The organism is Marinobacter zhanjiangensis (assembly GCF_014651935.1).
Taxonomy (GTDB): domain Bacteria; phylum Pseudomonadota; class Gammaproteobacteria; order Pseudomonadales; family Oleiphilaceae; genus Marinobacter; species Marinobacter zhanjiangensis.
Genome location: NZ_BMXV01000007.1, coordinates 185,448 through 211,060 on the forward strand (window position 1 = coordinate 185,448; position 25,613 = coordinate 211,060).

Sequence of the window (25,613 nt, forward strand, 5' to 3'; positions counted from 1 at the left end):
TTGTCCCGGCTTCGGGTGACGCGCTCTTGTGGTGCGCTCTGCCGAGAGGATTTCAGCAGGTGTTTGCCTCAGGCTTTCGCAACTTGCTGATTTGTAAGTTTTGTCGAAAAGCTGGCCCTGATCTTGTTCCCCGGGGTAGAGCCGGGAGCTGTAACCGCCGGGGATGAGAATGGGAAAAATCTGAAAATTTCAGGTTAAAAATTTGCAATTGTCCCGTTTGTATATTAAAAAGATGCTATTAAAGCAGAGCTTTAAAAAAGTTTTGTAAGTGGTTGACAGTGAAGGGCTCCATAAAGAAGAGGTCCGACGTCATCACCCCGGTCCCACGAGGCCTCTGCCGAAGGGAGCGGGTGTACTGAGACTGACAGGCGGGTCAGGCCCGTCGCTAAAAACCTGAGTTAACTCAAAAGGAAGATGCAAGATGAAAAAGACACTTATCGCTTCAGCGATTGCCGCAATCAGCTTCTCCGGTGTTGCTGCTGCCCAGTCTGACCCCTCACTGAGCGCCTCTGAACTGGCGGCTCGCATGGACTCCATGCCGCAGGTATACGGCAACATCCAGTACGCACTCGTACACAGTGATATCAAAGACGGTCCGGACTCTTTCGAGCACCGCGACAACGGCTCCACTCTGGGTGTGAAGCACGATCACGAACTGGCTCCGGGTATCACTGGTTTCTTCAAGGTTGAGCTTGAAGGCATTGATGCAGACGACAAGGCCAGCAGCAGTGGCCTCGACTCACTGGATGAAGCCTACATCGGTGTCAAGGGTGACAGCTTCGGTCAGCTGTGGATCGGTAGTGACGACTCCACCTACGAGCGCGCTGTTGATGGCATCGCCCAGTACTATGAAGCCGCTGACCTGAGCATCGGTCCTGACTACACCACTGGTGAAGGCGACCTGGTTCAGTACATGTCCCCGTCCTTCGGTGGTCTCTCTCTGTGGGCTGCTGTTGAAGTTAATGGCTCCGGCGATTCCCAGAACACTACCGGCGACAACGAGTATCCGTATCAGCTGGCTGCCGTTTATACCGCCGGTATGTTTGAGCTGGCTGCGGCCATGGACTCTAACGACAACAGTGCTTTCGGTAACGAGAACACCTATGGTCTCCGTGGTGCCGTAAACCTGGATGCCCTGACCCTGAGCGCGGAATTCCACACCCGTGATGAGGCCTATGACCTCTTTGGTGTACAGGGTATTTACACCATGGGCGCGAATCGCTTTGCCCTGTCCTACGAGCTGGCAGAGCAGGATGGCGGTGATGATCTCAAGCAAGACACCATCACTGTTCAGGCCCTGCACAACCTGTCCGACAACATGTACGTCTATGTTGAAGGCTACCTGGGCGGTGGTGACGATGTATACGGTGGCATAGATGCCGTTGACCCGACCTTCGAAAACCCGGCTGGCGAGCCTGCAGTTGCCCCGTACTCCGACGAGAGCAGTGTTGCAGCCGTTGGCGCAGTCTACTACTTCTGATCAGCTAACCAGCTGACTTAAAGAAGCGGTAAAGAAAAACCGGCAGCCTTCGGGCTGCCGGTTTTTTCGTTTACGGTGTCAGTAAAACTCTGATCAGTTCCAAACCAATATAAACGGAGCCCCCATGGCAGAAGAACTGGAAATCAAGCTGAGCCTCACCCCGGGCGCCCTCAATCAGGCTCAAGAGTGGCTGTCGGCCCAGGCCGGTGTCAGTGCCGGCCCTGAGAAGACGCTGGTCAACCGTTACTATGACACCCCGGGCGGAGACCTCAATCGCCAGAAGGTGGCCCTGCGGGTGCGTCAGGCGGGCGACGAATACATCCAGACCCTGAAAACCCAGGGTGAGTTCGTGGATGGGGCCCACCGGCGCCAGGAGTGGGAATGGCCCCTGATGGGCACAGACCTGAATATCGGCCTGATTGCCGATACCCCCGTGGGGCAGGACGTCAACCTGGCTGACCTGAGCCCCGTTTTCGAAACCAACTTTGTCCGTCGCATCCTGATGCTGGAAAACGCGGAGGCCACCATTGAGTGTGCCCTGGATCAGGGCAGTATCCTGGCCGATGGCAGGCAAAGAGACCTGTGTGAGCTGGAGCTTGAGCTGAAACAGGGCGCGTCAACGGCCCTGCTGGACTGGGCCTGGTCACTGGCGGCGACGGTGCCGGTGTTCCTGAACCTGATCAGCAAGGCGGAGCAGGGCTATGCCCTGGCGGGGCTTTACCGGCCGGTACCGCTGGGCGACGAAGACTCATTGGTCAACCGGGTGCTTCACGGCCTGTCCCGGGCCTGGCTGTCTGGCGCCGTTGATGCAGCGCTGGCTCAGGATCTGGAGAGTCTGCAGAGGCGGGGAAGTCTGCCCGCCACACTGGTCAGTGACCTGGCCTGGCTGAATGAGCGCCTGGACGCGGGTGCAACCGTGGCTGATCTGGCGGCCGGGTCGACCCGGCCCGGGCAGCTCCAGCTGTCGCTGCTGGCGTTACCCGAGATGGGGTAACGGTTGCCCGGGGTGGGGCCTCTCAGGGAAGGCCCAGCACCACCGAGGCAATAGTGAAGTAGATCAGTACCCCGCTGACGTCGGCAATGGTGGTGATCAGCGGCATGCTGGCAGTGGCCGGGTCGAATTTCAGCTTGTCCAGCAGGAACGGCAGCAGCATGCCGATGGTGCTGCCCAGAAGCACCACTACAATCATTGATATGGCAACCACGGTCGCAATTTGTGGCCCTGCCTTGTAAAGCCCTACCACGGACACCGCCGCTGCCATGGTCAGCCCCAAGCCTGTGGCCACCAGAAGATCCTTGCCCAGCAGCATGCCCCAGTCCTTGGCGGTAACATCACCGGTGGCAAGGCCCCGCACCATCAGGGTGGCGGACTGGGCGCCGGCGTTGCCGCCGCTGGCAATCAGCAGCGGCATGAAGAACAGCAGGGCGATATGGGTAGAGATGGTCTGCTGGAAGTGGTCGATGCTGGCGCCGGTGAATATGTTGGCAAACACCAGGATGACCAGCCACTGCACCCGTGAGCGATACAGCGAGAAGGGCGATGCCGTTTTCAGACCGGTTTCCAGCCGGCCAACGGTCGCACCCTTGTGCATGTCTTCCGTTGCCTCGGCCTCGGCGACATCCATGGCGTCATCGTAGGTGACGATGCCCACCAGGCGGTTGTCATCATCGGTAATCGGCAGGGCCAGCAGATCGTAGCGGGAAATCAGTCGCGCCACTTCTTCCTTATCGGTATGGGTATGTGCCGACACCAGGCCGGTGGCCATCAGTGTGTCCACCACGGCATTCGGGGCGCTGGTAATCAGGTTGCGCAGAGAGATCACGCCAAGCAGCCGGTGGTCCTCGCCCACTACATAAGCCTGGTAGATGGTCTCCTTGTCCGGCGCGGTGTTACGCAGCAGGTCCATGGCGGAAGCCACGGTCATGCCGGAGCTGATCACGGCGTAGTCCGACGTCATCAGGGCCCCGGCCGTGCCCTCCTCGAAGCTGGCCAGGCGGCGCAGGTCTTCCCGCTCACGACTGGCCAGTGACTGGAACAGGGCGTGCTGCTGGTTATCGCCGAGGATATTGAAGAAGTCGGCCCGCTCATCCGCCGACATGTTGGTGACGATGCCGGCCAGCTCCCGGTTGGGGATGAGCCGGGCAAAGGCCAGCTGCATATCCGGACCGATGTAGCCAAAAATCTTGGCTTGCTTTTCCCTGGGCAGGCTCTGGAACAGGCGCAGGCCGGTTTCGTCCTCATCGTCGCTGGCGTGTTCGATGAATTCTGCCAGGTCGGCGGCATTGAATGTTGAGACCGCAGCCCGGATCTCGTCCGCTTCACCGGTTTCCAGAGCCTTGTAGAGCGGTTGGAAGAACTCGGAATCAAGGAATGACACGCTGCTGCCTCTTGTAAATGCGGGTGGGAATCAGCTCTTCTCGGGATGTTCGTGCATCGCCTGCCATTTGGCCAGGAACTGACGGTATCGCTCCAGGGCTTCCTCCACTACCGACACGTCGGGCGTATCGGTGGACTTGACCAGCACGATCAGCCCCTGGCCTTCTATCTCAAGGCTGGCTTCAGGATGGCAGACAACGTTGTTGTTCTCGTCGATATACGCCAGTGCGGTGCCGATACCATGGCGAATGAGCGCGCTGACTATATCAGACCAGGTCAGGTCGTCCAGTTCGAGATTATACCTGTGTGGATGGTCCTGCTCGTAATTGAACAGGTCCTCCAGCACGGTTTCCGTACCGGGTGATACCACGGCGCGTACCATGATTTCCGGATAGGTGCGCACCGGGCGCAGGGTCGAACGGATACCAATGGCCCGGAAGCGCTGGCGGTTGTCGTCGCGCACACACTCGGCGGTGGTCTTGCCGGCCAGATTCAGCTCGCTCAGGCGGTGGGCGATGTCGAAGGTATAGCTGTCCGAGTCCGGGTCGGTTTCGTCCAGCGCCAGTAGCAGGATATGGCGTGCCTGGCCGGCGTGTACCGCTTTCAGGTCCTCCTCACTGGCGCCGGTGCCATAGTAGTGGACCAGGCCAATGTCTTTCAGTTCGGGCGGCAGGCCTGTCGGATACGCCTTGGTCAGCAGCATGATGGGAATGCTTTCATAGCCGGGAACGGCGCGTATCTGGGTGGCAACCCGCATGAAATATTGCTCGCCCCCGCGCCTGGGTGTATTGATGATCAGAATGTGGTTTCTCATGTCGAATCTCCAGCGACCGGTCAGGATGCGTTCACGGCGGTAGAAGCGGAATTCAATGTAGTCACTGATGATCAGGGTCATCAGGGTAATGGCAGAGAGGTACATCAACACCACGGTGCTGATGCGACCGATGGCGGTTACCGGGGCAAAGTCGCCAAAGCCCACCGTAGTGAGCGTGGTCATGGCCAGCCAGAGGCTTTCCCCCAGGGACAGTGGCTCAGCGGCCCAGAGGATAAGGGCATGCAGGGTGATCAGCCCGCCCAGCAGCATGATCAGTCGTTTTATCCGGCTGCGGATAATGCCCGACATGGGCAGGTGGGAAAGCTCGTGTTCCGGGTTCAGTGAGCGGCGGTATGGCAGCATCTGCGGCATTCGTGTCTGGCAAGGGTGACTGCTCGCTGAACAGCAACCGACAGCTTGCGCCAATCAGGGCTTGTTCAGTGGCTCGCAACGTATAGAGTAGTCGGAATATAACAGAGATACAGGGGTTTGCGTTATGACAGAACCGTGGAGCGGTCTTCCCCCGGTACTGGCGGAGGAGGTATCCGCCAACTGGGACCAGGTGTTTCCGGATGGCGTGCCAGCCTGGGCCAGCGAGGCCGTTGGCATGGGTCCGGTGGCGCTGGCCGGTGCCATCGCCCGCAGCCTGTTCCTGCGGGAATCGCTGCAACGTCATGGTGACCTGATAAGGCAGGCCATACAGGCGCAGCCCCTGTCTGAGCCGACGACCGCCGAAAGCCTCTCGCAGCGGTGGCAGGATTACCTGGCCGAGGTAACCGATGAACCCTCCCTGCACCGGGCCCTGAGGCGCTTCCGCCGGGAAAGCCAGTTCCGCCTGATCTGGCGCGACGCCATGAAGCTGGCGGACTATCACGAGACCGTGGCCGCTGCCAGCGACTTTGCCGATATCGGCATCCAGGCGGCACTGGACTGGCTCTACCCGCGGACCTGCGAAGAACTGGGCACGCCTTACGGCCCTGACCCGGTTACCGGTGAGGAGGTTGCGCAGCCGATGATAGTGCTGGGCATGGGCAAGCTTGGCGGGCACGAGCTCAATATCTCCTCCGATATCGACCTGATCTTCGCGTTTCCCGGCAAGGGCGAGACCCGGGGCGGCCGTCGCACCCTGGACAATCAGCAGTTCTTTATCAGACTGGGCCAGAAGCTGATACAGGCCCTGGACCAGATCACCGCCGATGGCTTCGTGTTCCGGGTGGATATGCGCCTTCGCCCCTACGGCCAGAGTGGTGCCCTGGCGCTCAGCTTTGCTGCCCTGGAAACCTACTATCAGGACCAGGGTCGTGAGTGGGAGCGTTATGCCATGGTCAAGGCCAGGGTGGTGGCCGGTGACCAGAGCGCAGGCAATGTGCTGATGAAAAGCCTGAAGCCCTTCGTCTACCGCAAGTACATCGATTTCAGTGCCTTCGAGTCGCTACGGTCCATGAAGGCCATGATCAACCGGGAGGTGCGCCGTCAGGGTCTTGAGAACAACATCAAGCTGGGCAGTGGTGGCATCCGCGAGATCGAGTTCGTGGTGCAGGCCTTTCAGCTGATCCGCGGTGGCCGTGACCGGGAACTGCAGCAGCGCGAACTGCTGATCATCCTGAAGGAGCTGGAGGAACTGGAACAGCTGCCCTCGCCGGTGGTGAAAGAGCTGCGTGAGGCTTATGTTTTTCTGCGCAATATGGAGCATGCCCTGCAGGGCCTCGAGGACAAGCAGACGCAGCTGCTGCCGGACGATGAGCTGGGGCAGACGCGGGTCGCGCTGATCATGGGCTATGACAGCTGGCAGCCATGCCTGGAGGCACTGAATGGGCACCGGGAACGGGTGGCCCGCCATTTCGCGGATATTATCGCCCTGGACGACGATGACGAGGAATCCCCGGATCTCGACGAAGGCTGGCAGGAGCTCTGGCTGGCGGAGATGGACCAGGAAGCGGCTGCCGAGTGGCTTGGCCGGCACGGTTTCGAAGAGCCCCAGGCGAGCATCACTGCCTTGGCCGACCTGCGCGACAGCCGTACCGTGCAGATCATCCAGACCCAGGGGCGCCAGCGGCTCAACCAGTTCATGCCGGTGATGCTGGAGGCCCTTTGCCATGTGGACCAGCCCTCGCAAACCCTGTCCCGGGTTCTGCAGCTGGTAGAGGCCATCCTGCGGCGTACCGCTTATATCGTATTGCTGCTGGAAAACCCCGGTGCGCGCACCCAGCTGGTCTGGCTGTGCAGCGAAAGCCCCTGGATCGCCCGGCAGCTGGCGGAAACGCCGCTGCTGCTGGACGAACTGCTGAATGCCGAGAGCCTTTACCATCCGCCGGCCAAGGAAGAGCTGGACGACGACCTGCGCCAGCAGATGCTGCGGATTCCCTACGAAGACCTGGAAGAGCAGATGGAATCGCTGCGCCATTTCAAGAAGGCCCATATTCTTCGGGTGGCGGCGTCGGAGCTCAGTGGCACACTGCCGCTGATGAAAGTGAGTGATTACCTCACCTGGATTGCCGAGGTGGTACTGGACCATGTGGTTGATGTGGCATTCGCCAACCTGGTCAGTCGTCACGGTTACCCCCGGCGAGCAGATGGCTCCGCCTGCGACAAGGACTTTGCCATCCTCGGTTATGGCAAGCTGGGTGGCCTTGAGCTGGGCTATACCTCGGACCTGGATCTGGTGTTCATACACGACGCCGACCCGGAGCTGTCCACCGACGGCGACAAACCCATCGACAATGCCGTGTTCTATACCCGTCTGGGACAGCGTATTGTCCATATCCTCAATACCCAGACGCCTTCCGGCCAGTTGTATGAGGTGGATATGCGCCTGCGGCCGTCCGGCAACTCCGGCCTGCTGGTCAGTACCCTGCCGGCTTTCGAGAAGTATCAGCTCAACGACGCCTGGACCTGGGAACACCAGGCACTGGCCCGGGCCCGGGGCGTGGCCGGGTGCCCGCGAACGCTCGAAGCCTTCGAGCGGCTACGACACGACATTCTGTGCCAGCATCGTGACCCCGCCCGGCTGCGGAAGGAGGTGGTGGACATGCGGGAGAGGATGCGCGCCAGCCTGGGCACGCCCGAGTCGAAGCAGTCCGGGGTCTTCCATATCAAGCATGATACTGGTGGCCTGGTGGATATCGAGTTTCTCGTCCAGTACCTGATGCTGGCCCACAGTGAAGCCCATCCGGAGTTGACCCAGTGGTCTGACAACATTCGCCAGATGGAAGAGCTGGGCCGTGCCGGTGTCATGCCGGTGGAGGATGCCGAGAAGTTGCGGGAAACCTTCATTACGCTGCGCTCCACCATCCATCGTCGGGCCCTGCAGAACCTGAACAGCCAGGTGGGTGCGGACGAGTTCCCGGAGGAGCGGGATTACGTGCGACAGATGTGGAAGAAAGTAATGTTGGGCTCTGCAAGTGAGTAGCTTGCTACACTTCGTTTCAGGGATGTTTCCTGATAAACTGCCGTTCTTCCGAAAAACGTTTTCCAGGAGCAACAACAATGTCAATGGCTGATCGTGATGGCCTGATCTGGCTGGATGGTGAAATGGTTCCCTGGCGGGAAGCCAAAACCCACGTCCTGACCCACACCCTCCACTATGGCCTGGGCTGTTTCGAAGGTGTGCGCGCCTACAGCACCGACCAGGGGCCGGCCATTTTCCGGCTGAAGGAACACACCGATCGCCTGTTCCGCTCCGCGCACATTTTGAACTTGACTATGCCGTTCACCAAGGAGCAGCTGAACGAAGCCCAGTGTCGCGCCGTGCAGGAAAACGACCTCGACGAAGCCTATATTCGTCCCATGGTGTTCCTGGGATCCGAGGGCATGGGTCTGCGCGCCGACAACCTGAAGGTGCATGTCATGGTGGCAGCCTGGAGTTGGCCGTCGTACATGTCGCCGGAGGCCAAGGAGCTGGGTATCAAGGTGCGCACGTCTTCCTACACCCGTCACCATGTCAATATCACCATGTGCAAGGCGAAGGCCAACGGCAACTACATCAACTCCATGCTGGCCCTGAACGAGGCCATCTCCGGTGGCGCCGAAGAGGCCCTGCTGCTGGACAACGAGGGTTACGTGGCCGAAGGCTCCGGTGAGAACATCTTTATCTACCGTGACGGGGTGTTACACACGCCGGAGCTGACCTCGTGCCTGGAAGGCATTACCCGTCAGACCATCCTCGACTTCTGCAAGGACGAAGGCGTTCCGGTGAAGGAGCGTCGTATCACTCGTGACGAGGTCTACATTGCCGAGGAAGCCTTCTTTACCGGCACCGCCGCGGAGGTGCTCCCCATCCGCGAGCTGGACGGCCGCACCATCGGCGAGGGCAAGCGTGGACCGCTGACCGAGAAACTGCAGAGCAAATACTTTGACGCGGTGAAGGGCAAGCTGCCGGAGCACAGTGAGTGGCTGACCCCGGTTAACGACTGAAGACCGCAGAGTGACAGGAGCCGCCGTCAGCTGAAGCCCAGCGCGGCGGCTTTATTGTTGGTAACCCGATTCGACAGGAACACCGCCATGGCAGACGTTATCAAGGTTCCCGTATCCTTTGGTGAGGTACTGGACAAGATCACTATCCTCGAAATCAAATCCGAGCGCATCAAGGACGAAGCGAAGGTGCGCAACGTGCGCCTGGAACTGGACGAGCTGACCGCCACCTGGAATCAGGCGGTGCCGGACCCGTCCGCCATTGCCGACCTGCGGGAACAGCTCAAGTCCGTCAACGAGCAACTCTGGGAGATCGAGGACGATATCCGCGACCAGGAAGCGGCTCAGGACTTCGGCCCCCGCTTTATCGAACTGGCCCGCGCCGTGTATGTGACCAACGACAAGCGTGCCGCTATCAAGAAGGACGTCAATCTCGCGCTGGGGTCCCGCTTTGTGGAAGAGAAGTCCTACCAGGACTATACCGCCCGCAAGTGATTGCCCGCCGTGATGCCCCCGCCCCTTGCCTTCAGGCGTAAGGGGCGATCATATCCTGCCCCCTTCCCGCCTTCCAGCGACCTGATCCTGATCAATTCGCCCGCAACACAGCCTTGTAATTTCTCTGTTTGCGTCAACTATAGACTGGTAGAAACTTTCTGTACGCGAGGGGTTACATGGACTTCAAGGATTACTATGCCGTGCTCGGGGTAAGCGAGTCGGCCACCCCGGAAGAGATCAAGAAGGCCTACCGCAAGTTGGCCCGGAAGTATCATCCGGATGTCAGCAAGGAAGCGGACGCAGATACCAAATTCAAGGATGTGGGCGAAGCCTATGAAGTGCTCAAGGATCCGGAAAAACGGGAGGAATATGACCAGTTGCGCAAATATGGCGCCAGTGGCGATGGCTCGTTCGAGCCGCCGCCCGGCTGGCAGAGTGCCTCTGGTTTCGGGGGTGGTGGTTACACCGACGCCGATGCCGGGCAGTTCAGTGATTTCTTCGAGGAAATCTTTGGTGGTCGCCGTGGTGGCGCAGGCGGTTTCGGGGGCGGCGGTTTCCGCCAGCAGACCATGAAGAGGCGCGGTGAGGATGTTCACGCCCGCCTGTCGCTGTTCCTGGAGGAGACCTTCCATGGCTGTGAAAAGCAGGTACAGTATATTGTTCATGAGCTGGATGATCACGGTCGGTTGGCGGCCCGCAAAAAAACTCTGAAAGTAAAAATTCCGGCGGGCATGAAAGATGGCCAGCATATCCGGCTCAAGGGTCAGGGCTCTCCGGGTATCGGCGGCGGTGCCAATGGCGACCTGTTTATCGAGGTGGAGCTGGCTCCCCATCCGCACTTTACCGTTGAGGGCCGGGACCTGCTGATCACCGTGCCGGTGGCGCCGTGGGAAGCGGCGCTGGGGGCTTCAGTGACGGTGCCTACCATGGGTGGCAAAGTGAATCTCAAGGTCCCGAAAGGAACCAATAGTGGTCGCAAGCTGCGCCTCAAGGGAAAGGGGTTGCCGGGCAAACATCCCGGGGACCAGATCGTGGTACTCCAGGTGGTCATGCCCGAGCAGCACAGCGAGGAAGCGCAGGCACTGTATGAAAAGCTGGCCGAGGCCGAGAGTCACTTCAACCCACGCAGTAAACTGCACGTGTGACAGGGGGGGGCAGGATGAATACCACAGAGACCGTCGTGACCGTCGAACTGGAAGACCCGGAGGGCACTTTCACCCTGCGGGAATTCTGCGAGCGGGGTGAGTGCCACGCGGAGTTTGTGATCAAGCTGGTGAACCATGGCATCATCGCCCCCGTCGAGGAAGATCGTGACGCCCGCGACTGGGCGTTTGATCTGGAGGCGCTGGCCCGTCTTCGCAAGGCCCAGCGCCTGCAGCGGGACCTGAAGATGAACCTGCCGGGGCTGGCCATGTCGCTGGAATTGCTGGATGAAGTCCACGACATGCGCCGGGAAGTAGACCGGCTGCACCGCCTGCTGGATCAGTTCATCACCGACTGACTTCTTGAGCCACGGAAAGATACGAAAAACGATCTTTAGCCACGGAATCCACGGAAGGACACGGAAAAATGACTTTTATGTCTGTTTGTCCATGTTGTCCGTGCCCGATTTCTCGTCTTTCCCTTTTCTGTTTTCCGTGTTCTTCCGTGGATTCCGTGGCAAATCAGTCATTTCTTTCCAGAGCCTGAATCTGCCTGTAGAGCTCCTCCGCTTCCTCCATCAGCGTCGAATGGGTCCGTAAATCGCCATTGCGTTGCGCGTGCAATGCCTTGGTGAGCTTTTCCTCGTAAGCCTTCTGCAGTTTTTTCTTCGGGTCGCCTTTCAGAAATCCCAACATAATTCCGTCCGATTATTCGAGTGTTCAGTATCTTACGGCACCGGCGGCATCAGGTTCACAAAATGTTCATGACAATTGCTGGACATCCGATAAATTGGGAATAAAATCCCAAATATGGATTGGGAAAATAATCCCAGAAAAAGATGAGGCGGGATCGGCAGTACCGTCTCCGGGCGTACGAATTCCTGACACCGATGGAGAGAACAATGAAACGCAACAATCTGGCAGTCGCAGTGAAAATGATTCTGGCCGGCACCCTGGCAACCACTCTGGTGGCTTGTGGCGGAGGAGGTGGATCCAGCTCGGACGGCGGCTCTGGTGATACCACCGCTTCTGCCAGTGGCACCAGTGTGGGGCCGGTATCCGGTTTTGGCAGCGTCTACGTCAACGGCACTTACTTCAATACCGATGATCTGGGCGGCAGCATCACCAGCGACGATGGCCTGAGTCTGGAAAGCGAACTGGAAAAGGGCATGATCCTGCAGGTGAAAGCCGACTGGGACGATGACCGGAATGAAGGCCGGGCCAGCCGTGTGGAATACGACGACACCCTCCGCGGTGCCCTGACGGCGTTTACCTGGGACGAGGTCGAGAATACCGGTTCGTTGACAGTGGCGGGCCAGACGGTGGTGCTGGATGGGCGCACCGTGATCAAAAGCGTTGATGATCTGGCAACGGTGGCCGGGGCGCCCGCGAACTACCGGGTTCGTGTCAGTGCCTGGCGTCAGGGGGACGGCAGCTTCCGGGCAAGCTTTGTGGGTATCAGGCCCGTTGCTGACCGTTTCACCGGCGATGATGAGCGTGAAACAGAGGTCGAGGGTGTCATTGCTGACCTGGATCGTGACACCCGGACGTTCACCATCAACGGCCTGCAGGTGGACTACCAGCTGGCAGAATTCGATGATGACCTGGACGGCGCCGACGATCTGCGCGACGGCCTGGTGGTTGAAGTCGAGGGCTATCTCAGTCAGGGCGTGCTGATGGCCCGGGAGATTGAAGGCGACGATGACGGGTTCGACAACGATGACGATGTGGAGATTTCCGGTGCCATTGCCGGCGACTACGATGCCAACACCCATCAGTTCATGCTCAATGGTGTGACTGTCCAGGTTGCCAATGGTACCGAGTTTGACGATGGTCTTGGTGAAGACCAACTGACGGATGGCCTGTTTGTGAAAGTGGAGGGTGAGTATCGCGATGGACTGCTGTACGCCGAGGAAATCGAAGCCCAGGGTGGCGACGCGGAACTGGAAGGCATGATCGACTCCGTCAACCTTGCAGACGACCGCATGCAGGTGTCCGGTGTGACCGTGGCCATCACCATCAACACGCTGATCGAAGACGATGACGATGACGACGATGATGATGCCCGCAGCCGTACCCGGGATCTGGAGTCTCTGGCGCCGGGCCAGTATGTGGAAATTGAAGGGCGTCAGCGGTCTGACGATTCAGGCAGCTATCTGGAAGCCTTCAAGATCGAGCGTGAAGATGACGATGGCGAAGATGACGACGCCGAAGTGGAAGGCCGGGTCGATGAGATCACCAGTGATACGTTGACCATCATGGGCCTGACACTGAATCGTGGCCGCGTCAGCTTTGACGGCATTCAGGCGCGCACCGGGGACACTGATGGCACCGAGGTTGAAATCGACTACAAGGCGGCCAACGGTGGCTATGTCATCACCGAACTCGAAATCGAAGAAGACGATGACGACACTGATGAATGATGCGATCCGGTAAGTGAGGGGTCGGTCACGGCCCCTCACTGGTGTTATCTCTTTTATGGGAATACAATCCCAAACCATGACTGACCATACCCCGACTCCCTTGCAGCGGGCCTTGTACCGTATCCTTCGGCCCCTGGCCCGCCTGCTTCTGCGCAATGGCATTCCGTTTGGCGACTTTGCCGAGCTGATGCGACGGGCGTATGTGGAGGCTGCATTGGAAGATTTCCGCGATCACCGCAAGAAGATGACCGATTCGCGGGCGGCGGTACTGACCGGTCTGACCCGCAAGGAGGTCAAACGGCAGCGGGAAATGCTCTCCGGCCAGCCAATGCAGCCGCGAGAGAATCGTCAGGGCAACCGCGCTTCCCGCGTGGTTGCCGGCTGGGTGCACGATACCCGTTTTCAGGACATGGAAGGCCGCCCTGCAGTGCTGCCATTCGAGGGCAAGCCCAGTTTCAGTGAGCTGGTTCGGCTGTACAGCGGGGATATGACGCCCAAGGCCGTACTGGACGAGCTGTTGCGGGTCGGGGTGGTCAGCCAGGGCGCCGGAGGCTCTGAGGCTCTGGTGCTTCGCAAGCGGGCCTATGTGCCGGCCGGGGATGATGCCGAGATGCTCCATATCTTCGGCGAAGACGTATCTGATCTTATCTCGACCATTGATTACAACTTGGTGAGTGCCAGAGAGGGGCAGCCACCGCTCTTCCAGCGCACGCTGACCTACAACAATATTCCGCCGGAGGTCATTCAGCAGTGGCGTGCGATCGCGGGGCGTGAAGCCCAGCAGTTCCTGGAGCAGCTGGATGGCTGGCTGGGGCCCCACGACCGGGATGTCAGCGGACAGCCGGGCGATCCGCCGTCGGTGCGAACCGGGGTGAGCGTGTTCTATTTCGAAGAGCCCATCCAGGATGGGTCGGGCGCAGAGGTGTCATCATGAGTACAGCGCCGATGGACTGGATGGTGACCCGCTGGCAGATTACTGAGCTGGTGGAAACACTGCTGTCGCCAGCCGCCTGCGATGTGGTGCAAACATGGCTTGGAGACCGTCGGTTCCTTGATAAGCAGGGTGACCCGGCCATGTTGTCACTGATCGAGACAGAAAAACCGGCGTTCCAGCGGCTCGTTCAGGCTGCGAATCAGTATCTCGAGGCTGACGACGTTCTTATGGAGCTGGCCCGTCTGGGCCTGGTGGAGCAGCTGGCGACCGGGCGGGTGATGCTCCGGCGCAGCACCTATGGCCCGGGCAACGCCGGGCCGGTGGATAGACGGCGGTCGACACTGGCTTCTCGGGGAATGCTGGGCAGGCGCCATACCGACATCAATCCGGGAAGTGATAGTCCGGTGAAAAACAGGGAAAAGAGCTCATGACGGGTCGTTTTCTTTCAGGAGTGTCCGCGATTTCAGTATTGTTGCTGACCATGCTGCTGGCCAGCTGCGGTGGTGGTGGCGGTAGCAGCGTCGCCGATGGTGGCATCCGGGGAACCGGGTCGAGTGTCGGGCCGGTATCCGGTTTCAGCAGTGTGATTGTCAACGGAATCCTCTTTAAAACGAGGAATCTGGGTGTGGATGGCTTCCAGGGTGAAGTCGGTATTCCCGAACCCACCAAAGAGTACCTGAAAAAAGGCATGATCCTGCAGATTCGAGGCGAATGGCGGGACGACGGTGAGGGGGAGGCCGAGTCCATCCGCTACGATGACACCCTTCGGGGCCCGGTAACGGCGGTGCCGGAACCATGGGACGGGGTCACCGGGCAGGGCCGCATCGAGGTCATGGGCTTCGAGGTTACCCTGGATCGCCTGACCCAGACCACGCTCGACGATCTGCGTAGCATCGGTGTGGACGACAACAGGCTGCGCGTCAGCGGCTGGCTCCAGGAAGATGGCAGTTTCAGGGCGAGCTATGTGGGGGTGGCCGATGCGGGTAATTCCGAGGAAATCGAGGGCTACCTCCGGGTCACCGGAGACGAGCCGAATCAACGCTACTTTGTTGGCGACCTGGAAATTGACATCCTTTCGGGTGCGGCCTGTGACGAGCTTCAACTCTCTGACGGTACGTCGGTGGATGTAGAAGGTGAGTATTTCAGCGGAGCGGCGTTTACCGTGAGCAGGATCTGTAACGGCCCGGCATCGTTTCTGGATGCGTCACTCGATGAGGACGTACAGGTTGCCGGTGTGGTCACCAGTGAGTTCACCGGCGACCGTAATGATGGCCGCTTTACTCTGAATGGCATTCCGGTCACCACCAACGACGACACTGATTTTGACGACATTGAGCCTGCCGATATCTCCGGTGGCGTGCTGCTGCAGGTAGAGGGCCGGTATATCAACGATAACGACGTACTGACCCTGCGGGCTGAAGAAATCGAATACCGGGATGCGGACGCGGAAGTCGAAGGGGCGCCGGAAATGAGCCTGAACGACATCCTCAGGGTTGGTGGTGTGGAGATCCGCCTGACCGCCTTCACCATCAGGGAGGACGACGATGATGAAGACGATCGTTGTCCGGCAAATCTGGGAGATGCTGCCAATCTTGAGGTTGCGGGCATCCAGCGTTCAGCCGACGGGGGGTATCTCGAAGCCCTGGAGGTGGAGTGCGATAACGAGGCAGAGGATGCCGGCTTTGAACTGGAAGGACGCATAACCGCCCTGAATCCGCAGCAGAGAACACAGAGCCTGACTGCTCTTGGCGTGACTATTCTGGTGAACGAAAGCACTGTGTTTGACGACATCGATTTCGACAGTTTGTCGAAAGGCGATAAAGTCGAGGTCGAGTATGTTCGCCTGCTAAACGGTGACTTCCTTGCCACAGATATTGAGCGAGAAGATGATTGAGCAATAACCACGTGATGCCGGATAGCCTCTCTCCGGCGTCCGGGCGCAGGCAGTTGTTCCCGACGTCCGGAGGCCGCACAATACGTGCTCTGATGTTTCGAGTTCCAGAATTAACATGCAGGGAGGGTAATTATGGGTGAAGCCAAGCGCCGCCAGCACGATGGGGCGCCATCGCCCCACAAACGTTCCAGTAAACCCGTTGTTTACGTCGGGTTGGTCATTGTGGCTGTGGCGGTGGTCGCCGCGCTCTACTATCTGACGCAGCCCCCGACCCCGGAGTCGGCAAGTTTGCCGGAGGTATCGGAAGACACGCCCGCGTTTCCCGCCGAGCTGGACCGCTTCGGAATTTCCGTAGGGCCGGAAGATGCCGAGGTGGTGGTGCGCGAATTTGCCGACTATCAGTGTCCCGCCTGCGCCAGCTTTGCCGAGGCCAGCCAGAAGCTGAAGGCTGAGTACGTGGACCCGGGCAAGGTACGCTTCGTGTTCTTTGACCTGCCGCTGCGCCAGCATCAACACGCAGTGAAGGCGGCCATGGCCGCTCGCTGCGCCGGCGACCAGGATCAGTACTGGGCCATGCACGACCGACTGTTTGCGGAGCAGACCAGCTGGGAAACCAGCGATAACCCTGGTGATCGCTTCTCGGGCTACGCTGATGAAATGGGGCTGAATACCCGCCGCTTTGACCGCTGCATGGAGTCGGAGCTGCATCTGGAGGCCATAGAGAAAAGCCAAGAGGTGGCGATACAGCTGCAGGTTGCCAGCACACCCACAGTGATGGTGGACAACATTCCCCTCAATCGACCGGGCTGGGGACAGCTTTCTGCAGTGGTCGAACGAGAACTCCAAGAGGACTGAAGGCCTTTCGGCATCCGCCAATTGGTTTTGATCGCGGTGATTGGTTAAAATCCGCGCGCTTTTGAAGGCAACCGGGCCCCCGGTTCGTGCCGGTTGGCCCACGTTGCCGCTGCCTTTACCTGAATCATGCTCCGGATTTACGTTCCGGCCCGCAGGAGAAATCATGAACCAGACCGTTGCTGTCTGCGCACTCTACAAGTTCGCAGTACTGAATGATTACCGTCAGCTACGCCAGCCCCTGCTGGAGATGATGCTGGAAAACGACGTCCACGGCACGTTGCTGCTGGCCCGGGAGGGTATCAACGGCACCATTGCCGGTAGCCGTAAGGGCGTTGATGCCATCAAGGGGTGGCTGGACAGCGACCCGCGCTTTGAGGGTATTGATTACAAGGAGTCCTTTGTGGATATCCAGCCCTTCAAGCGTACCAAAGTAAAGCTCAAGAAAGAGATCGTGACCATGGGTGTCGAAGGCATCGACCCCAAACGCACCGTGGGTACCTATGTGGAACCCGCGCAGTGGAATGACCTGATCTCCGACCCCGACGTGCTTCTGATTGACACCCGTAACCAGTACGAGGTGGAAATCGGTACCTTTCATAATGCCGTCAACCCGGCCACGGACACTTTCCGTGAGTTCCCGGACTATGTGAAGCAGAACCTGGACGCTTCCCGGCACCGCAAGGTGGCCATGTTCTGCACCGGCGGCATCCGTTGTGAAAAATCCACCGCGTTTCTCAAGGAGCAGGGCTTCGAAGAGGTCTATCACCTCAAGGGCGGCATTCTGAATTACCTGCAAGAGGTCCCGGAAGAGAGCAGCCTGTGGCGTGGTGAGTGCTTTGTCTTTGATGACCGGGTCACCGTTAACCACAAGCTGGAACGGGGCGAGTACGACCAGTGCCATGCCTGCCGGCGCCCCATTACCGAGCAGGACAAGCAGCGGCCGGAGTACGAGCAGGGGGTAAGCTGCCATCAGTGCCTGGATACCCTCACAGAGGAGCAGCGGGCCCGCTTCGCCGAACGCGAGCGGCAGATCCGCCTGGCCGAAGAGCGCGGCGAAACCCATGTAGGGGGTGAGGCCGCCCGCATCATCGCCGAGCGCAAGGCCCGCAAGAAGGCTGAACGAGAGCGTCAGGCCGAGCTAAGCCTGCAGGGGGAAGCCGCGGAGGGTCAGCGGTAGGCGTTAATGATCCTGTTCAGTTCCCCGGAGTTCCGCAGGCGCTCCAGTTCCCGGTTGATGTCAGGGACCAGGTCGGCGTGGCGGGGCGGGAACATCAGGCGGAACCCCACGGTATCCAGGCGGATGGGGGCCTCGTCGATGGCGTCGTTCCACTGCGGGTTGTTCCGCAATACCCAATAGCCTGCGTGAAGGTTGCTGACGGCGCCGGTAAACCGGCCACCGCCTTGGTAGAGGCGTTTGAACATTGGCTGCTGCTTTTGCACGGGGATCAGTTCCACGGCATCGCTTTCGAGTTTGTCCTCCAGCCAGGGATAGCGGAACCCGAGTCGGCAGAGCAGGGTTCCGCGAAGGTCTGCCACCCTGCTGATGGTATGCGGGCTGTCCTTGTGCACGAAGATGGCATCCCGGGTGATGATCACCGGATCCGAGAACACGAAGTCCTCGGGATTGTCAGCCCACTCGATCGCTCTCATGGTGACGTCGGCATAGCCATCGTGCAGCAGGCTGTCGCTGCGCTTGGGCGGTATCTGGACAGGGAGCAGTGCCAGGTCCAGCCGCTCCGTGATGACCGACAGGGTATCCCAGAAAATGCCGGACATACTGCCGTCGGAATGGACGATGGTAAACGGCGGATAACCGCCGCTGCTGACGTTGAATTTCAGCGTCGTTCGGGTGTCCGTCCCCGGAGCGTCGTCACTGACTGCGGTTTGAGCCCCCAGCAACAGCGCGAGAGCAAGGATACAGTGGCGCATTATGTGAACCGGAACCTGGTTGTTGATGGTTTGCGTCATCCGGCTCAAGTTGGCGTCTTCGCTTGCAGTCACGGACTCATGAACTATAGCTCACACGGAGCGGATACCGGGAACAATTTTTCCGCAGTCTGCGCGGCACGCCCTATATCCGGTTTCTCAGCCCGAGGTCGTCCGGGTAGGGCGACAGATAGTGCTGGCTGTTCAGGTAATCGATGGGTTCACGGCGTTGCGCCATGCGTAGCAGGGTCATGGGGACAATCAGTGGCACTTCACCCCGGTGATAGGCATCGATCTGCTCCATCAGTACCTTGCGGTCCTCATCGCCCATGCTGTCCCTCAGGTACCCCATCAGGTGCTGCATGGCGTTCACATGGGAGCCACGGCTGACCCGGCGGGTCATGGCGTCCATGAACTGATGGATGTAGCGCCCGGCAATGTCGGCCAGGGGTTCGGACTTCAGGTCCCCCAGCATCGGGCCGAGCTGGCGGTAGATCTTCTCGGAATGGGCCAGCAGCTGGAACTTGTGGCGGGTATGGAACTCGATCAGCGCCCGGGGTGTGAGCCGGTCGCCGGCAACATTCTGCATCCAGTCGTCGTAGGCGAACACCCGCTCAATGAAGTTTTCCCGCAGCTGGTGATCATTGAGCCTGCCTTCTTCCTCCACCGGCATCAGCGGGTAGTGGCGAATCAGCGCGTCGGCGAACAGGCCCCGGCCGTCACGGCGGGTGACGTTGCCATGGCTGTTATGAACCTTTATCCGTTCCATGCCGCAGGAGGGCGACTTGGCCATCAGGATATAGCCACGCAGATCCGCAAGCGAGGCCATCACCTGATCGATAAAGCCCTGCATGGCGTCGGTGTGTTCGTCGCCCCCCTTCACCTCCACCAGGTGCAGCCCGCTATCGCTTTCGCGCAGGTGGATGGCTGGCCGGGGCACGCCCAGGCCGGCTTCCAGTTCCGGGCAGATGGAGCGGAAATCGAAGTAGCGGGACAATACCTCGGTGCAATAACGAGAATGCTTGTGGCCACCGTCGTGGCGGACTTCCCTGCCAAGCAGGCAGGTGCTGATACCAACGGGAATGTTGCTCATGACTGCAGACTCTTCGGAACCGTAAGATTGTTTCAATACAAATCTATACGAGAGCCGGCCACAGGTCGATTACTGTCGCCGGTGAGCCGGAGGAATCATCAGGTTTTCGAGGAGCGGCCAAAGTGTCGTTGCTGATCCTGCTCGCGCCGCGTTGCCAGCAGGGTGGCGTAGATTTCCCGCACGTTGGCGGCAAAATTCTCCACCGAGTAGTCGTGGGCAAAGGCAAGGGCATTGTCCGACAGCTGCTGCCGCAGGTCGTCATCCTCCAGCAGCTGTTTTACCCTTTCGCACCAGAGGTCACGGCGTTCGGGCGTCTTGTAGCCGTTAACACCATGCTGGATGACGTCGTCGATGCCACTGGAACGCACTGCCACCACCGGCAGGCCGGCCGCCATGGCTTCCAGAATCACCATGCCCTGGGTTTCCGACTTGGAGGCGAACAGGAAGGCGTCCCCCAGCCGGTACCAGAGGGCCATCTCGTCGGGTGGTACAGGGCCCACCAGGGTGATGTTACCGTCCATGCCCAGTTCGGTGACCCGCGCCTGTAAACGTTCGCGCTGGTGACCGTCACCAATCATCAGGAAGTGAAAAGGCGTATCGCATTGTTTGCGGAGGTCCGCCAGGGCATCGATCATGAAGTCGATGTTCTTCTCGTTGGACAGGCGCGCCACGCTGACAAAAATCCGGGTGTCCCGCGACAGTTTCAGCCGTTGACGCAGGGCCTCAATCTCGCTGTCGCTGACCTGGCGGAAGCGTTCATATTCAATGCCTGTGGGCTGGACGTAGGTGGGCGTCTTTACACCGATCATGCGCAGGTATTCCTCGGTGGAGTAGGTGGGCACGATCACCCCGTCGCAGCGGCTGGCAAAGCGCTTGATCAGGGCGTGGGAAATCAGGTTACGGAACAGCAGCCCTGGCAACGGCACAAAATGGGCGTAGTGCTCAAGCCGGGTATGGTAGGTGTACACCGCCGGCACGTTGAGCACCCGGGCCATGAACAGCCCCAGGGAGCCAAGCCAGAAAGGGTGGTGCAGGTGGATGACATCCGGCCGGAACTCACGTACCCCTCGCCGGATACGCCCCAGGAAGATGTTGGCCATGCGGAATTCGCGATGCGCCCCCATGGCGAGCAGTGACGGCACCCGCAGAACCTGTTTTTCCTGCTCTGGCTGGTCCTGGTAGGCGGGGGCGACTACCTGCACCTGGTCGCCGAGCTTCTGTAACCCTTTGCGGAGACGCTCGATAGAAATGGGTACACCACCAATGAATGGCAGGTAGTTGTTGGTGAACATGGTGACTTTCAGGGGCTGCTTGAGAAAGGGCGTGGGGTCCAGGTCATAGTTGGGGTAGTAGTCGCGTCCGCGGAACACCACGGTGTAGAGCTTGATGGCGAGGATGATCAGCACACTGACGATCAGCACGAAGTTCAGGAAGCCGGTGTAGAACAGCGAGTAGACGAAGAACCACAGCCCTTCCAGATGTTTCAGTACCGGGTGCTGACGGGTTCCCACCCGCTCCAGGTCAGTGCGGAGACCGTCCTCCGACACCGTTACCATCAGGTAGTGGTAGAAGCTGTTATCGGTATTGAGCACCAGGCCGCCCGCGCCGCCGGTGGTGATAAACCGTGTGCCGTCCACCTCACGCTCGGACCAGGTGGCGACATTGGCGGAGAACACCAGCTCTACACGGTGCTGCCCGAACAGGTCCAGAAGCTCATCCCGGAAGGCTTGCGGTTGCAGGTAGTCGTCTTCATCGTCGAAAAGCAGGTCGTCGTCCGCTTTGAACAGAGGGTGTCCCACGAATACGATCCGGTGTTTCGAGCTATCCTCCTCCAGCAGGTCTCTCAACCACCGCACCTGCCAGCGCCAGGGCGTCTTGCCGGTGCTGTCCAGAAATATGAAACGGGTGTCAGCCACCCGGATACTGAAATAGTGGGGGCCGAAGTGTTCGTAGAACCGGTAGCTGCCGAACGTGCTGTGCTCGTTTTCACCAAAAGTCAGCAGATAGGGGATGTCGAGCTTGCCAAGGGTGCCGTAGAGGGCCTGGTACTTGTCCTCGCCGCCGTTGCTGACGGCATTGCCCGCTGACACCAGGAACTGAGCGTCACTGTTATTGATGCGGGGTATGATGCGGTTCTCGAACATGCCCACCGAGTTGTTGATGTTGCCCGCCACCGCAAAACGATAGCTGTCGCGCTCATCCAGCGCCTGGTGAATGGCCTCCACCTGCTGGGTGTGTACGCCCTCGAACTCCGGCAGGAAATAGTTCAGGTAGGCCTTGTAGGCGAGCAGCAGGACCACCACGGCGACGTTGAAGTAAAACAGCCACTTGAGCGGGTTGCGGATCATTTTTTGCTGTGACTCCTTGCCAGGTCCCTCTGTAACAGCACCAGCCCGATCAACATCCCCAGGTAGATGGTCACCACCCGCCAGGCTACGGTAACCAGTACCAGGTGATTGCCTCCCAGAATGCCACTGAAGAAACTGCCGAATACCCCCTCGGAAATGCCGGAGGCACCCGGTGTGGGCGAGAAATACATGATAAACGTGGTCACCACCAGCAGACCCAGGGTATTCAGCCACGACACATCGTAATCCAGGCCGGTGATAATGAGCCAGGGAAAGCTGAACAGGCTCAGCAGGAAAAGGGCGGTAAACAGCACCGACAGCAGCACCCAGCGGCGATCGCCGCGCAGGTAGTAACCGAAACTGCGGGAGAAGCGCATCATTTCCCGCCGCGCCTTGAACTGCCAGCGACGGTGCCGCTGCGGGCTGATCAGATGCCAGCGGTCAAGCAGTGTCAGCAGACCCGTCAGGGGCCCTATCAGCCAGCGGGTGCGGAACAGCACCACCGTGAAGAAAGCCAGGTAGAGGACAATCAACAGTGACAGTATCCAGCTGACCTGGCCCAGCAGTGGCTGATTTTTCAGGGCTGGCAGGGTCATCAGGAACACCGGTGCCAGGGAAAAGATGAACACCACGGCCAGCACCGTGCGGATGGTGGTGGCGGCGGTGGCAAACCCCAGCGGAACCCCTTCCCGCTGCAGGTACCAGATCTGTGCAAAGCCGCCGCCGGTAGCCATGGGCGTGACATTGGAAAAGAAGATGTTGACGAACACCAGGCGGGCGATAGCTCTCAGGCGAACCTGGTAGCCCAGCGCCCTCAGGGTGAAGTAGAGACGAAGGCCATCGCTGGCGAAATACACCACCAGCAACCCGCCCACGGTTGTTATGGTCCAGGGTGACAGCAGGCGCCAGTCGAAGGTCAGGCTGCGATCAGCGAACTGCTGATAGACCACCCACAACCCGGCACCGGTCAGGGCCAGGAACAGCAGCGTAAAGACAAGCAGTCGCCGGCCCGAGGTGGACGGTCGCTGAGGGTTCGCCATGTGTCCTTATCCGTTGGGGAGTCGCTGAAAGTGCTGGAAAACCGCTGGTAAAGGCCACAGCCCTGCTGTCAGCGTATCCGTAAAAGCAGCGCACAGTTTAGCCCTCGGGGGCTATCGGTTGCCAGCGTCCTTCCCGCCCTTGAAATCCGGCCGTTGCACTCGCAGGTATTAGTATCAGGTGAAACTCACGTCCACACTGGAGCCAATCCATGCCCCGACATTTTGAGCAGGCCCCTGGCCTGCATGACGCGGTAGTGCCGGAAACCGAAGGCTACGTATTCAACCAGACCATGCTGCGCATCAAGGACCCCGAGCGGTCCATGGATTTCTACACCCGGGTGATGGGCATGCGTCTGGTGCGCAAGCTGGACTTCCCGGAGATGAAGTTCACCCTGTACTTCCTGGCCTATCTGGATGACCGTCAGGCCCAGATGGTACCGGGGGATGACGGCCACCGGACCACCTTCATCTTCGGCCGCGAAGCCATGCTGGAGCTGACCCATAACTGGGGCACCGAAGATGACGACGACTTCCAGTACCACAATGGCAATGACGAGCCCCAGGGCTTTGGCCATATCGGCGTGGCAGTGCCGGATGTTTACGCCGCCTGTGATCGTTTTGAAAAGCTGGGCGTCGATTTCGTGAAACGTCCGGACGACGGCAAGATGAAAGGCCTTGCGTTCATCAAGGACCCGGATGGCTACTGGATCGAAATCCTGCAACCGGACATGATGGAACGCCAGCGCAAGGACAGCTGAGGGCACCCAGTCGCAGCTACTGAGTTAGCGGGCCGGAACACCCTGGTTCCGGCCTTATCAACCACTCTGTTTCTTGCGCCCGGGCAGGTGCTGGCGAACGAAGCCGGCCGCGGCGGCAAAGGGCAGTACGGTCCGCGGCAGGTAGGGCACCGACCACAGGCCACCATGAATGGCGTTGTCCATGAACAGTTCGTAGGGGTGATCCAGGGTGTTGCCCGCCTTTGAGGCTGACTTGTCATGCCTCAGTTCATGCACCCACAGCGCTGCCATCAGGGCATTGGTGGTTTCCGGCGCAAAGACTTCCACGTTGAACAGATCGGCACCGGCAAAACCCGCCGCCAGGGCCGGGTTGCTGACTACCGACCGTGTGGTGGTGGATGGGGCGATGTTCATGACCGCATCGCGCCCGTCCGCTCGCGCCACGGTTGCCCGCCATTGCTGCAGCCGCTTGGCCAGGGCGTAGTTGGGCCCCTGTTGGGTGATGGTACTGTCGACAATGCCGTAGCGCTTACCGTTGTTGCATTCATAGAGCCGGGTGATGCCCGGGGCGAAGGCATGGTTGCCCATGGGCCATTGAGTCGCCTTGCTCACCAGCGAACGGTCCCGCCAGGCCGCCATTACCCGTTTCGCGACCGTCTCCGGTACCGCGAAACTGTCGGTGGGGGTGGCCATGTAGGCGATACTGGTGTCCGGGTTGGCCTGCTGCAACGCATCGGCAATGGCATCCATGGCCACCGACACCCGGGTGTGCTTTTCACCATGCAGATAGGCCAGGCAGCCCACATCCAGCGGCGTGTCGAAGCTGGCAAGCCAGCGGGCAATGGCCGGGGTCCGGGTCAGCAGGTTGGCGCCGAGGCCTTCCTTCCAGCCATGGTGAAGATCCTCTTCGGTCAGTGCTGACTGGCTGTCGACGGGCGCGTAGAGCACACCGTTACCTTCACGGACTTCCTGCAGTATCCGGTTCCATGGGCCGGCCGCCGGCACATCCACGGCCACCAGGCGAGCGCGCCAGCGTGCAAACCAGCCCAGAGGGCCGGCCTCCGACGCTGCCCCGAGCAGGGCAAAGGTGTGGTCTGACAGGTCGAACCAGTCGGGGTTATCCAGGCAACGGTGCAGGGCATCGGCGGCCGAAGGCTCCATCACGCCCCGGCAGACCCAGCGCTCCAGCTGCACCCGTAACCGGTCCCCGGAGAGCTGTTCTCCATCCAGGGGCACCGTCCAGGGTGCCGGGCCTTCGGTACTGCGACCGTTGATGGTCAGGGTCCTCAGTTCGTCCCACGGCTGTGTCATGGCGGCATCGATGGGCAGGTCGCCCCGGTCTCCATGAAACACAAAGGCTTCCCGGGTGGCTGCTAGCCCGGCACGGGCAATAGCCACTGCCGCTTCGGGGCTGGTCAGTCCCAGTTCAACCAGTCGATGGAAGTGCCCCACATAACCTTTGCGCCAGTTTCGGGTCTGACGGATGGCATCGGCCGCCTCCCCGGAAACCGCACTGGCCGCGGCGGCAAGAATGGTTCGGGACGCCTCCGAGGTGCTCCGGTGTCCGCTGGCTTCATCCCGTGGGAAGGCAACGCCCTCCAGCTGCTCTTCCTGCGTTGGTTTTGTCTGCATGGTGCGGTGGTTT

At 59.9% G+C, this 25,613-nt stretch carries 22 protein-coding genes; 14 read left to right on the forward strand and 8 right to left on the reverse strand.

From position 1 onward, the window contains the following. Positions 1-421: 421 nt before the first annotated feature. Positions 422-1,480 carry a porin gene (locus IE079_RS15265; protein ID WP_189577651.1) on the forward strand — a complete coding sequence of 353 codons (1,059 nt, stop codon included), beginning with the start codon at positions 422-424 and terminating at the stop codon, positions 1,478-1,480. A gap of 124 nt (positions 1,481-1,604) precedes the next feature. Continuing rightward, positions 1,605-2,474 (forward strand): CYTH domain-containing protein, encoded by an 870-nt coding sequence (locus tag IE079_RS15270; protein ID WP_189577652.1) that lies wholly within the window; start codon positions 1,605-1,607, stop codon positions 2,472-2,474. A gap of 22 nt (positions 2,475-2,496) precedes the next feature. Here the strand turns inward: IE079_RS15270 and mgtE are convergent, their stop codons facing one another. Continuing rightward, on the reverse strand, positions 2,497-3,858 hold the full coding sequence (mgtE, locus tag IE079_RS15275) for a magnesium transporter (RefSeq protein WP_227712536.1): 1,362 nt from the start codon (positions 3,856-3,858) through the stop codon (positions 2,497-2,499). A gap of 30 nt (positions 3,859-3,888) precedes the next feature. After that, a complete protein-coding gene (locus tag IE079_RS15280) occupies positions 3,889-5,034 on the reverse strand; it encodes a potassium channel family protein (RefSeq protein ID WP_189577653.1) in 1,146 nt (381 codons plus the stop codon). A 133-nt stretch (positions 5,035-5,167) separates the two neighbouring features. On the opposite strand from IE079_RS15280, the gene glnE reads away from it, so the two are divergent. From glnE to IE079_RS15305, 5 genes are all read left to right on the forward strand, one after another. Beyond that, positions 5,168-8,080 (forward strand): bifunctional [glutamate--ammonia ligase]-adenylyl-L-tyrosine phosphorylase/[glutamate--ammonia-ligase] adenylyltransferase, encoded by a 2,913-nt coding sequence (glnE, locus tag IE079_RS15285; RefSeq protein WP_189577654.1) that lies wholly within the window; start codon positions 5,168-5,170, stop codon positions 8,078-8,080. A 77-nt stretch (positions 8,081-8,157) separates the two neighbouring features. Further along, complete coding sequence (locus IE079_RS15290) at positions 8,158-9,084, forward strand: branched-chain amino acid transaminase (RefSeq protein ID WP_189577655.1); 927 nt, start codon at positions 8,158-8,160, stop codon at positions 9,082-9,084. 87 nt (positions 9,085-9,171) lie between these two features. Next, positions 9,172-9,576 carry a DUF6165 family protein gene (locus tag IE079_RS15295; protein WP_189577656.1) on the forward strand — a complete coding sequence of 135 codons (405 nt, stop codon included), beginning with the start codon at positions 9,172-9,174 and terminating at the stop codon, positions 9,574-9,576. Between the two features lie 176 nt (positions 9,577-9,752). Continuing rightward, entirely contained in the window at positions 9,753-10,721 is a 969-nt protein-coding gene (locus IE079_RS15300; protein WP_189577657.1) for a DnaJ C-terminal domain-containing protein, read from the forward strand. Positions 10,722-10,735: 14 nt separating this feature from the next. Next, complete coding sequence (locus IE079_RS15305) at positions 10,736-11,077, forward strand: chaperone modulator CbpM (protein ID WP_189577658.1); 342 nt, start codon at positions 10,736-10,738, stop codon at positions 11,075-11,077. A gap of 163 nt (positions 11,078-11,240) precedes the next feature. Here IE079_RS15305 and IE079_RS15310 read toward each other — a convergent pair whose 3' ends face one another. Continuing rightward, positions 11,241-11,414, reverse strand: coding sequence for a DUF6435 family protein (locus tag IE079_RS15310; RefSeq protein ID WP_189577659.1), 174 nt, complete (start codon positions 11,412-11,414; stop codon positions 11,241-11,243). 206 nt (positions 11,415-11,620) lie between these two features. On the opposite strand from IE079_RS15310, the gene IE079_RS15315 reads away from it, so the two are divergent. From IE079_RS15315 to trhO, 6 genes are all read left to right on the forward strand, one after another. Beyond that, positions 11,621-13,141, forward strand: a complete 1,521-nt coding sequence (locus IE079_RS15315) for a DUF5666 domain-containing protein (protein WP_189577660.1) — start codon at positions 11,621-11,623, stop codon at positions 13,139-13,141. 76 nt (positions 13,142-13,217) lie between these two features. Then, positions 13,218-14,075, forward strand: a complete 858-nt coding sequence (locus IE079_RS15320; RefSeq protein ID WP_189577661.1) for a DUF6502 family protein — start codon at positions 13,218-13,220, stop codon at positions 14,073-14,075. Beyond that, the gene (locus tag IE079_RS15325; RefSeq protein ID WP_189577662.1) at positions 14,072-14,506 is read left to right on the forward strand and encodes a DUF6502 family protein; all 435 of its coding nucleotides are present in this window, start codon (positions 14,072-14,074) and stop codon (positions 14,504-14,506) included. The genes IE079_RS15320 and IE079_RS15325 overlap by 4 nt, the downstream gene beginning before the upstream one ends. Continuing rightward, positions 14,503-15,969 carry a DUF5666 domain-containing protein gene (locus IE079_RS15330; protein ID WP_189577663.1) on the forward strand — a complete coding sequence of 489 codons (1,467 nt, stop codon included), beginning with the start codon at positions 14,503-14,505 and terminating at the stop codon, positions 15,967-15,969. The genes IE079_RS15325 and IE079_RS15330 overlap by 4 nt, the downstream gene beginning before the upstream one ends. A 132-nt stretch (positions 15,970-16,101) precedes the next feature. Further along, entirely contained in the window at positions 16,102-16,824 is a 723-nt protein-coding gene (locus IE079_RS15335; RefSeq protein ID WP_189577664.1) for a DsbA family protein, read from the forward strand. Positions 16,825-16,987: 163 nt separating this feature from the next. Continuing rightward, positions 16,988-18,001, forward strand: a complete 1,014-nt coding sequence (gene trhO, locus IE079_RS15340) for an oxygen-dependent tRNA uridine(34) hydroxylase TrhO (protein WP_189577665.1) — start codon at positions 16,988-16,990, stop codon at positions 17,999-18,001. On the opposite strand, the gene IE079_RS15345 is transcribed toward trhO, so the two are convergent. The 4 genes from IE079_RS15345 to IE079_RS15360 all read right to left on the reverse strand — a co-directional run bounded on the left by IE079_RS15345 (position 17,992) and on the right by IE079_RS15360 (position 23,231). Further along, on the reverse strand, positions 17,992-18,753 hold the full coding sequence (locus IE079_RS15345; RefSeq protein ID WP_189577666.1) for a substrate-binding periplasmic protein: 762 nt from the start codon (positions 18,751-18,753) through the stop codon (positions 17,992-17,994). The genes trhO and IE079_RS15345 overlap by 10 nt on opposite strands. A 142-nt stretch (positions 18,754-18,895) precedes the next feature. Further along, positions 18,896-19,843 (reverse strand): YbgA family protein, encoded by a 948-nt coding sequence (locus tag IE079_RS15350; protein ID WP_189577667.1) that lies wholly within the window; start codon positions 19,841-19,843, stop codon positions 18,896-18,898. Positions 19,844-19,941: 98 nt separating this feature from the next. Continuing rightward, positions 19,942-22,191 (reverse strand): glycosyltransferase, encoded by a 2,250-nt coding sequence (locus IE079_RS15355; protein WP_189577668.1) that lies wholly within the window; start codon positions 22,189-22,191, stop codon positions 19,942-19,944. Beyond that, on the reverse strand, positions 22,188-23,231 hold the full coding sequence (locus tag IE079_RS15360) for a lysylphosphatidylglycerol synthase transmembrane domain-containing protein (protein WP_189577669.1): 1,044 nt from the start codon (positions 23,229-23,231) through the stop codon (positions 22,188-22,190). The genes IE079_RS15355 and IE079_RS15360 overlap by 4 nt, the downstream gene beginning before the upstream one ends. 209 nt (positions 23,232-23,440) lie before the next feature. On the opposite strand from IE079_RS15360, the gene gloA reads away from it, so the two are divergent. After that, the gene (gloA, locus tag IE079_RS15365) at positions 23,441-23,989 is read left to right on the forward strand and encodes a lactoylglutathione lyase (RefSeq protein WP_189577670.1); all 549 of its coding nucleotides are present in this window, start codon (positions 23,441-23,443) and stop codon (positions 23,987-23,989) included. A 57-nt stretch (positions 23,990-24,046) separates the two neighbouring features. Here the strand turns inward: gloA and IE079_RS15370 are convergent, their stop codons facing one another. Beyond that, complete coding sequence (locus IE079_RS15370) at positions 24,047-25,600, reverse strand: hypothetical protein (RefSeq protein ID WP_189577671.1); 1,554 nt, start codon at positions 25,598-25,600, stop codon at positions 24,047-24,049. Positions 25,601-25,613: the final 13 nt, after the last annotated feature.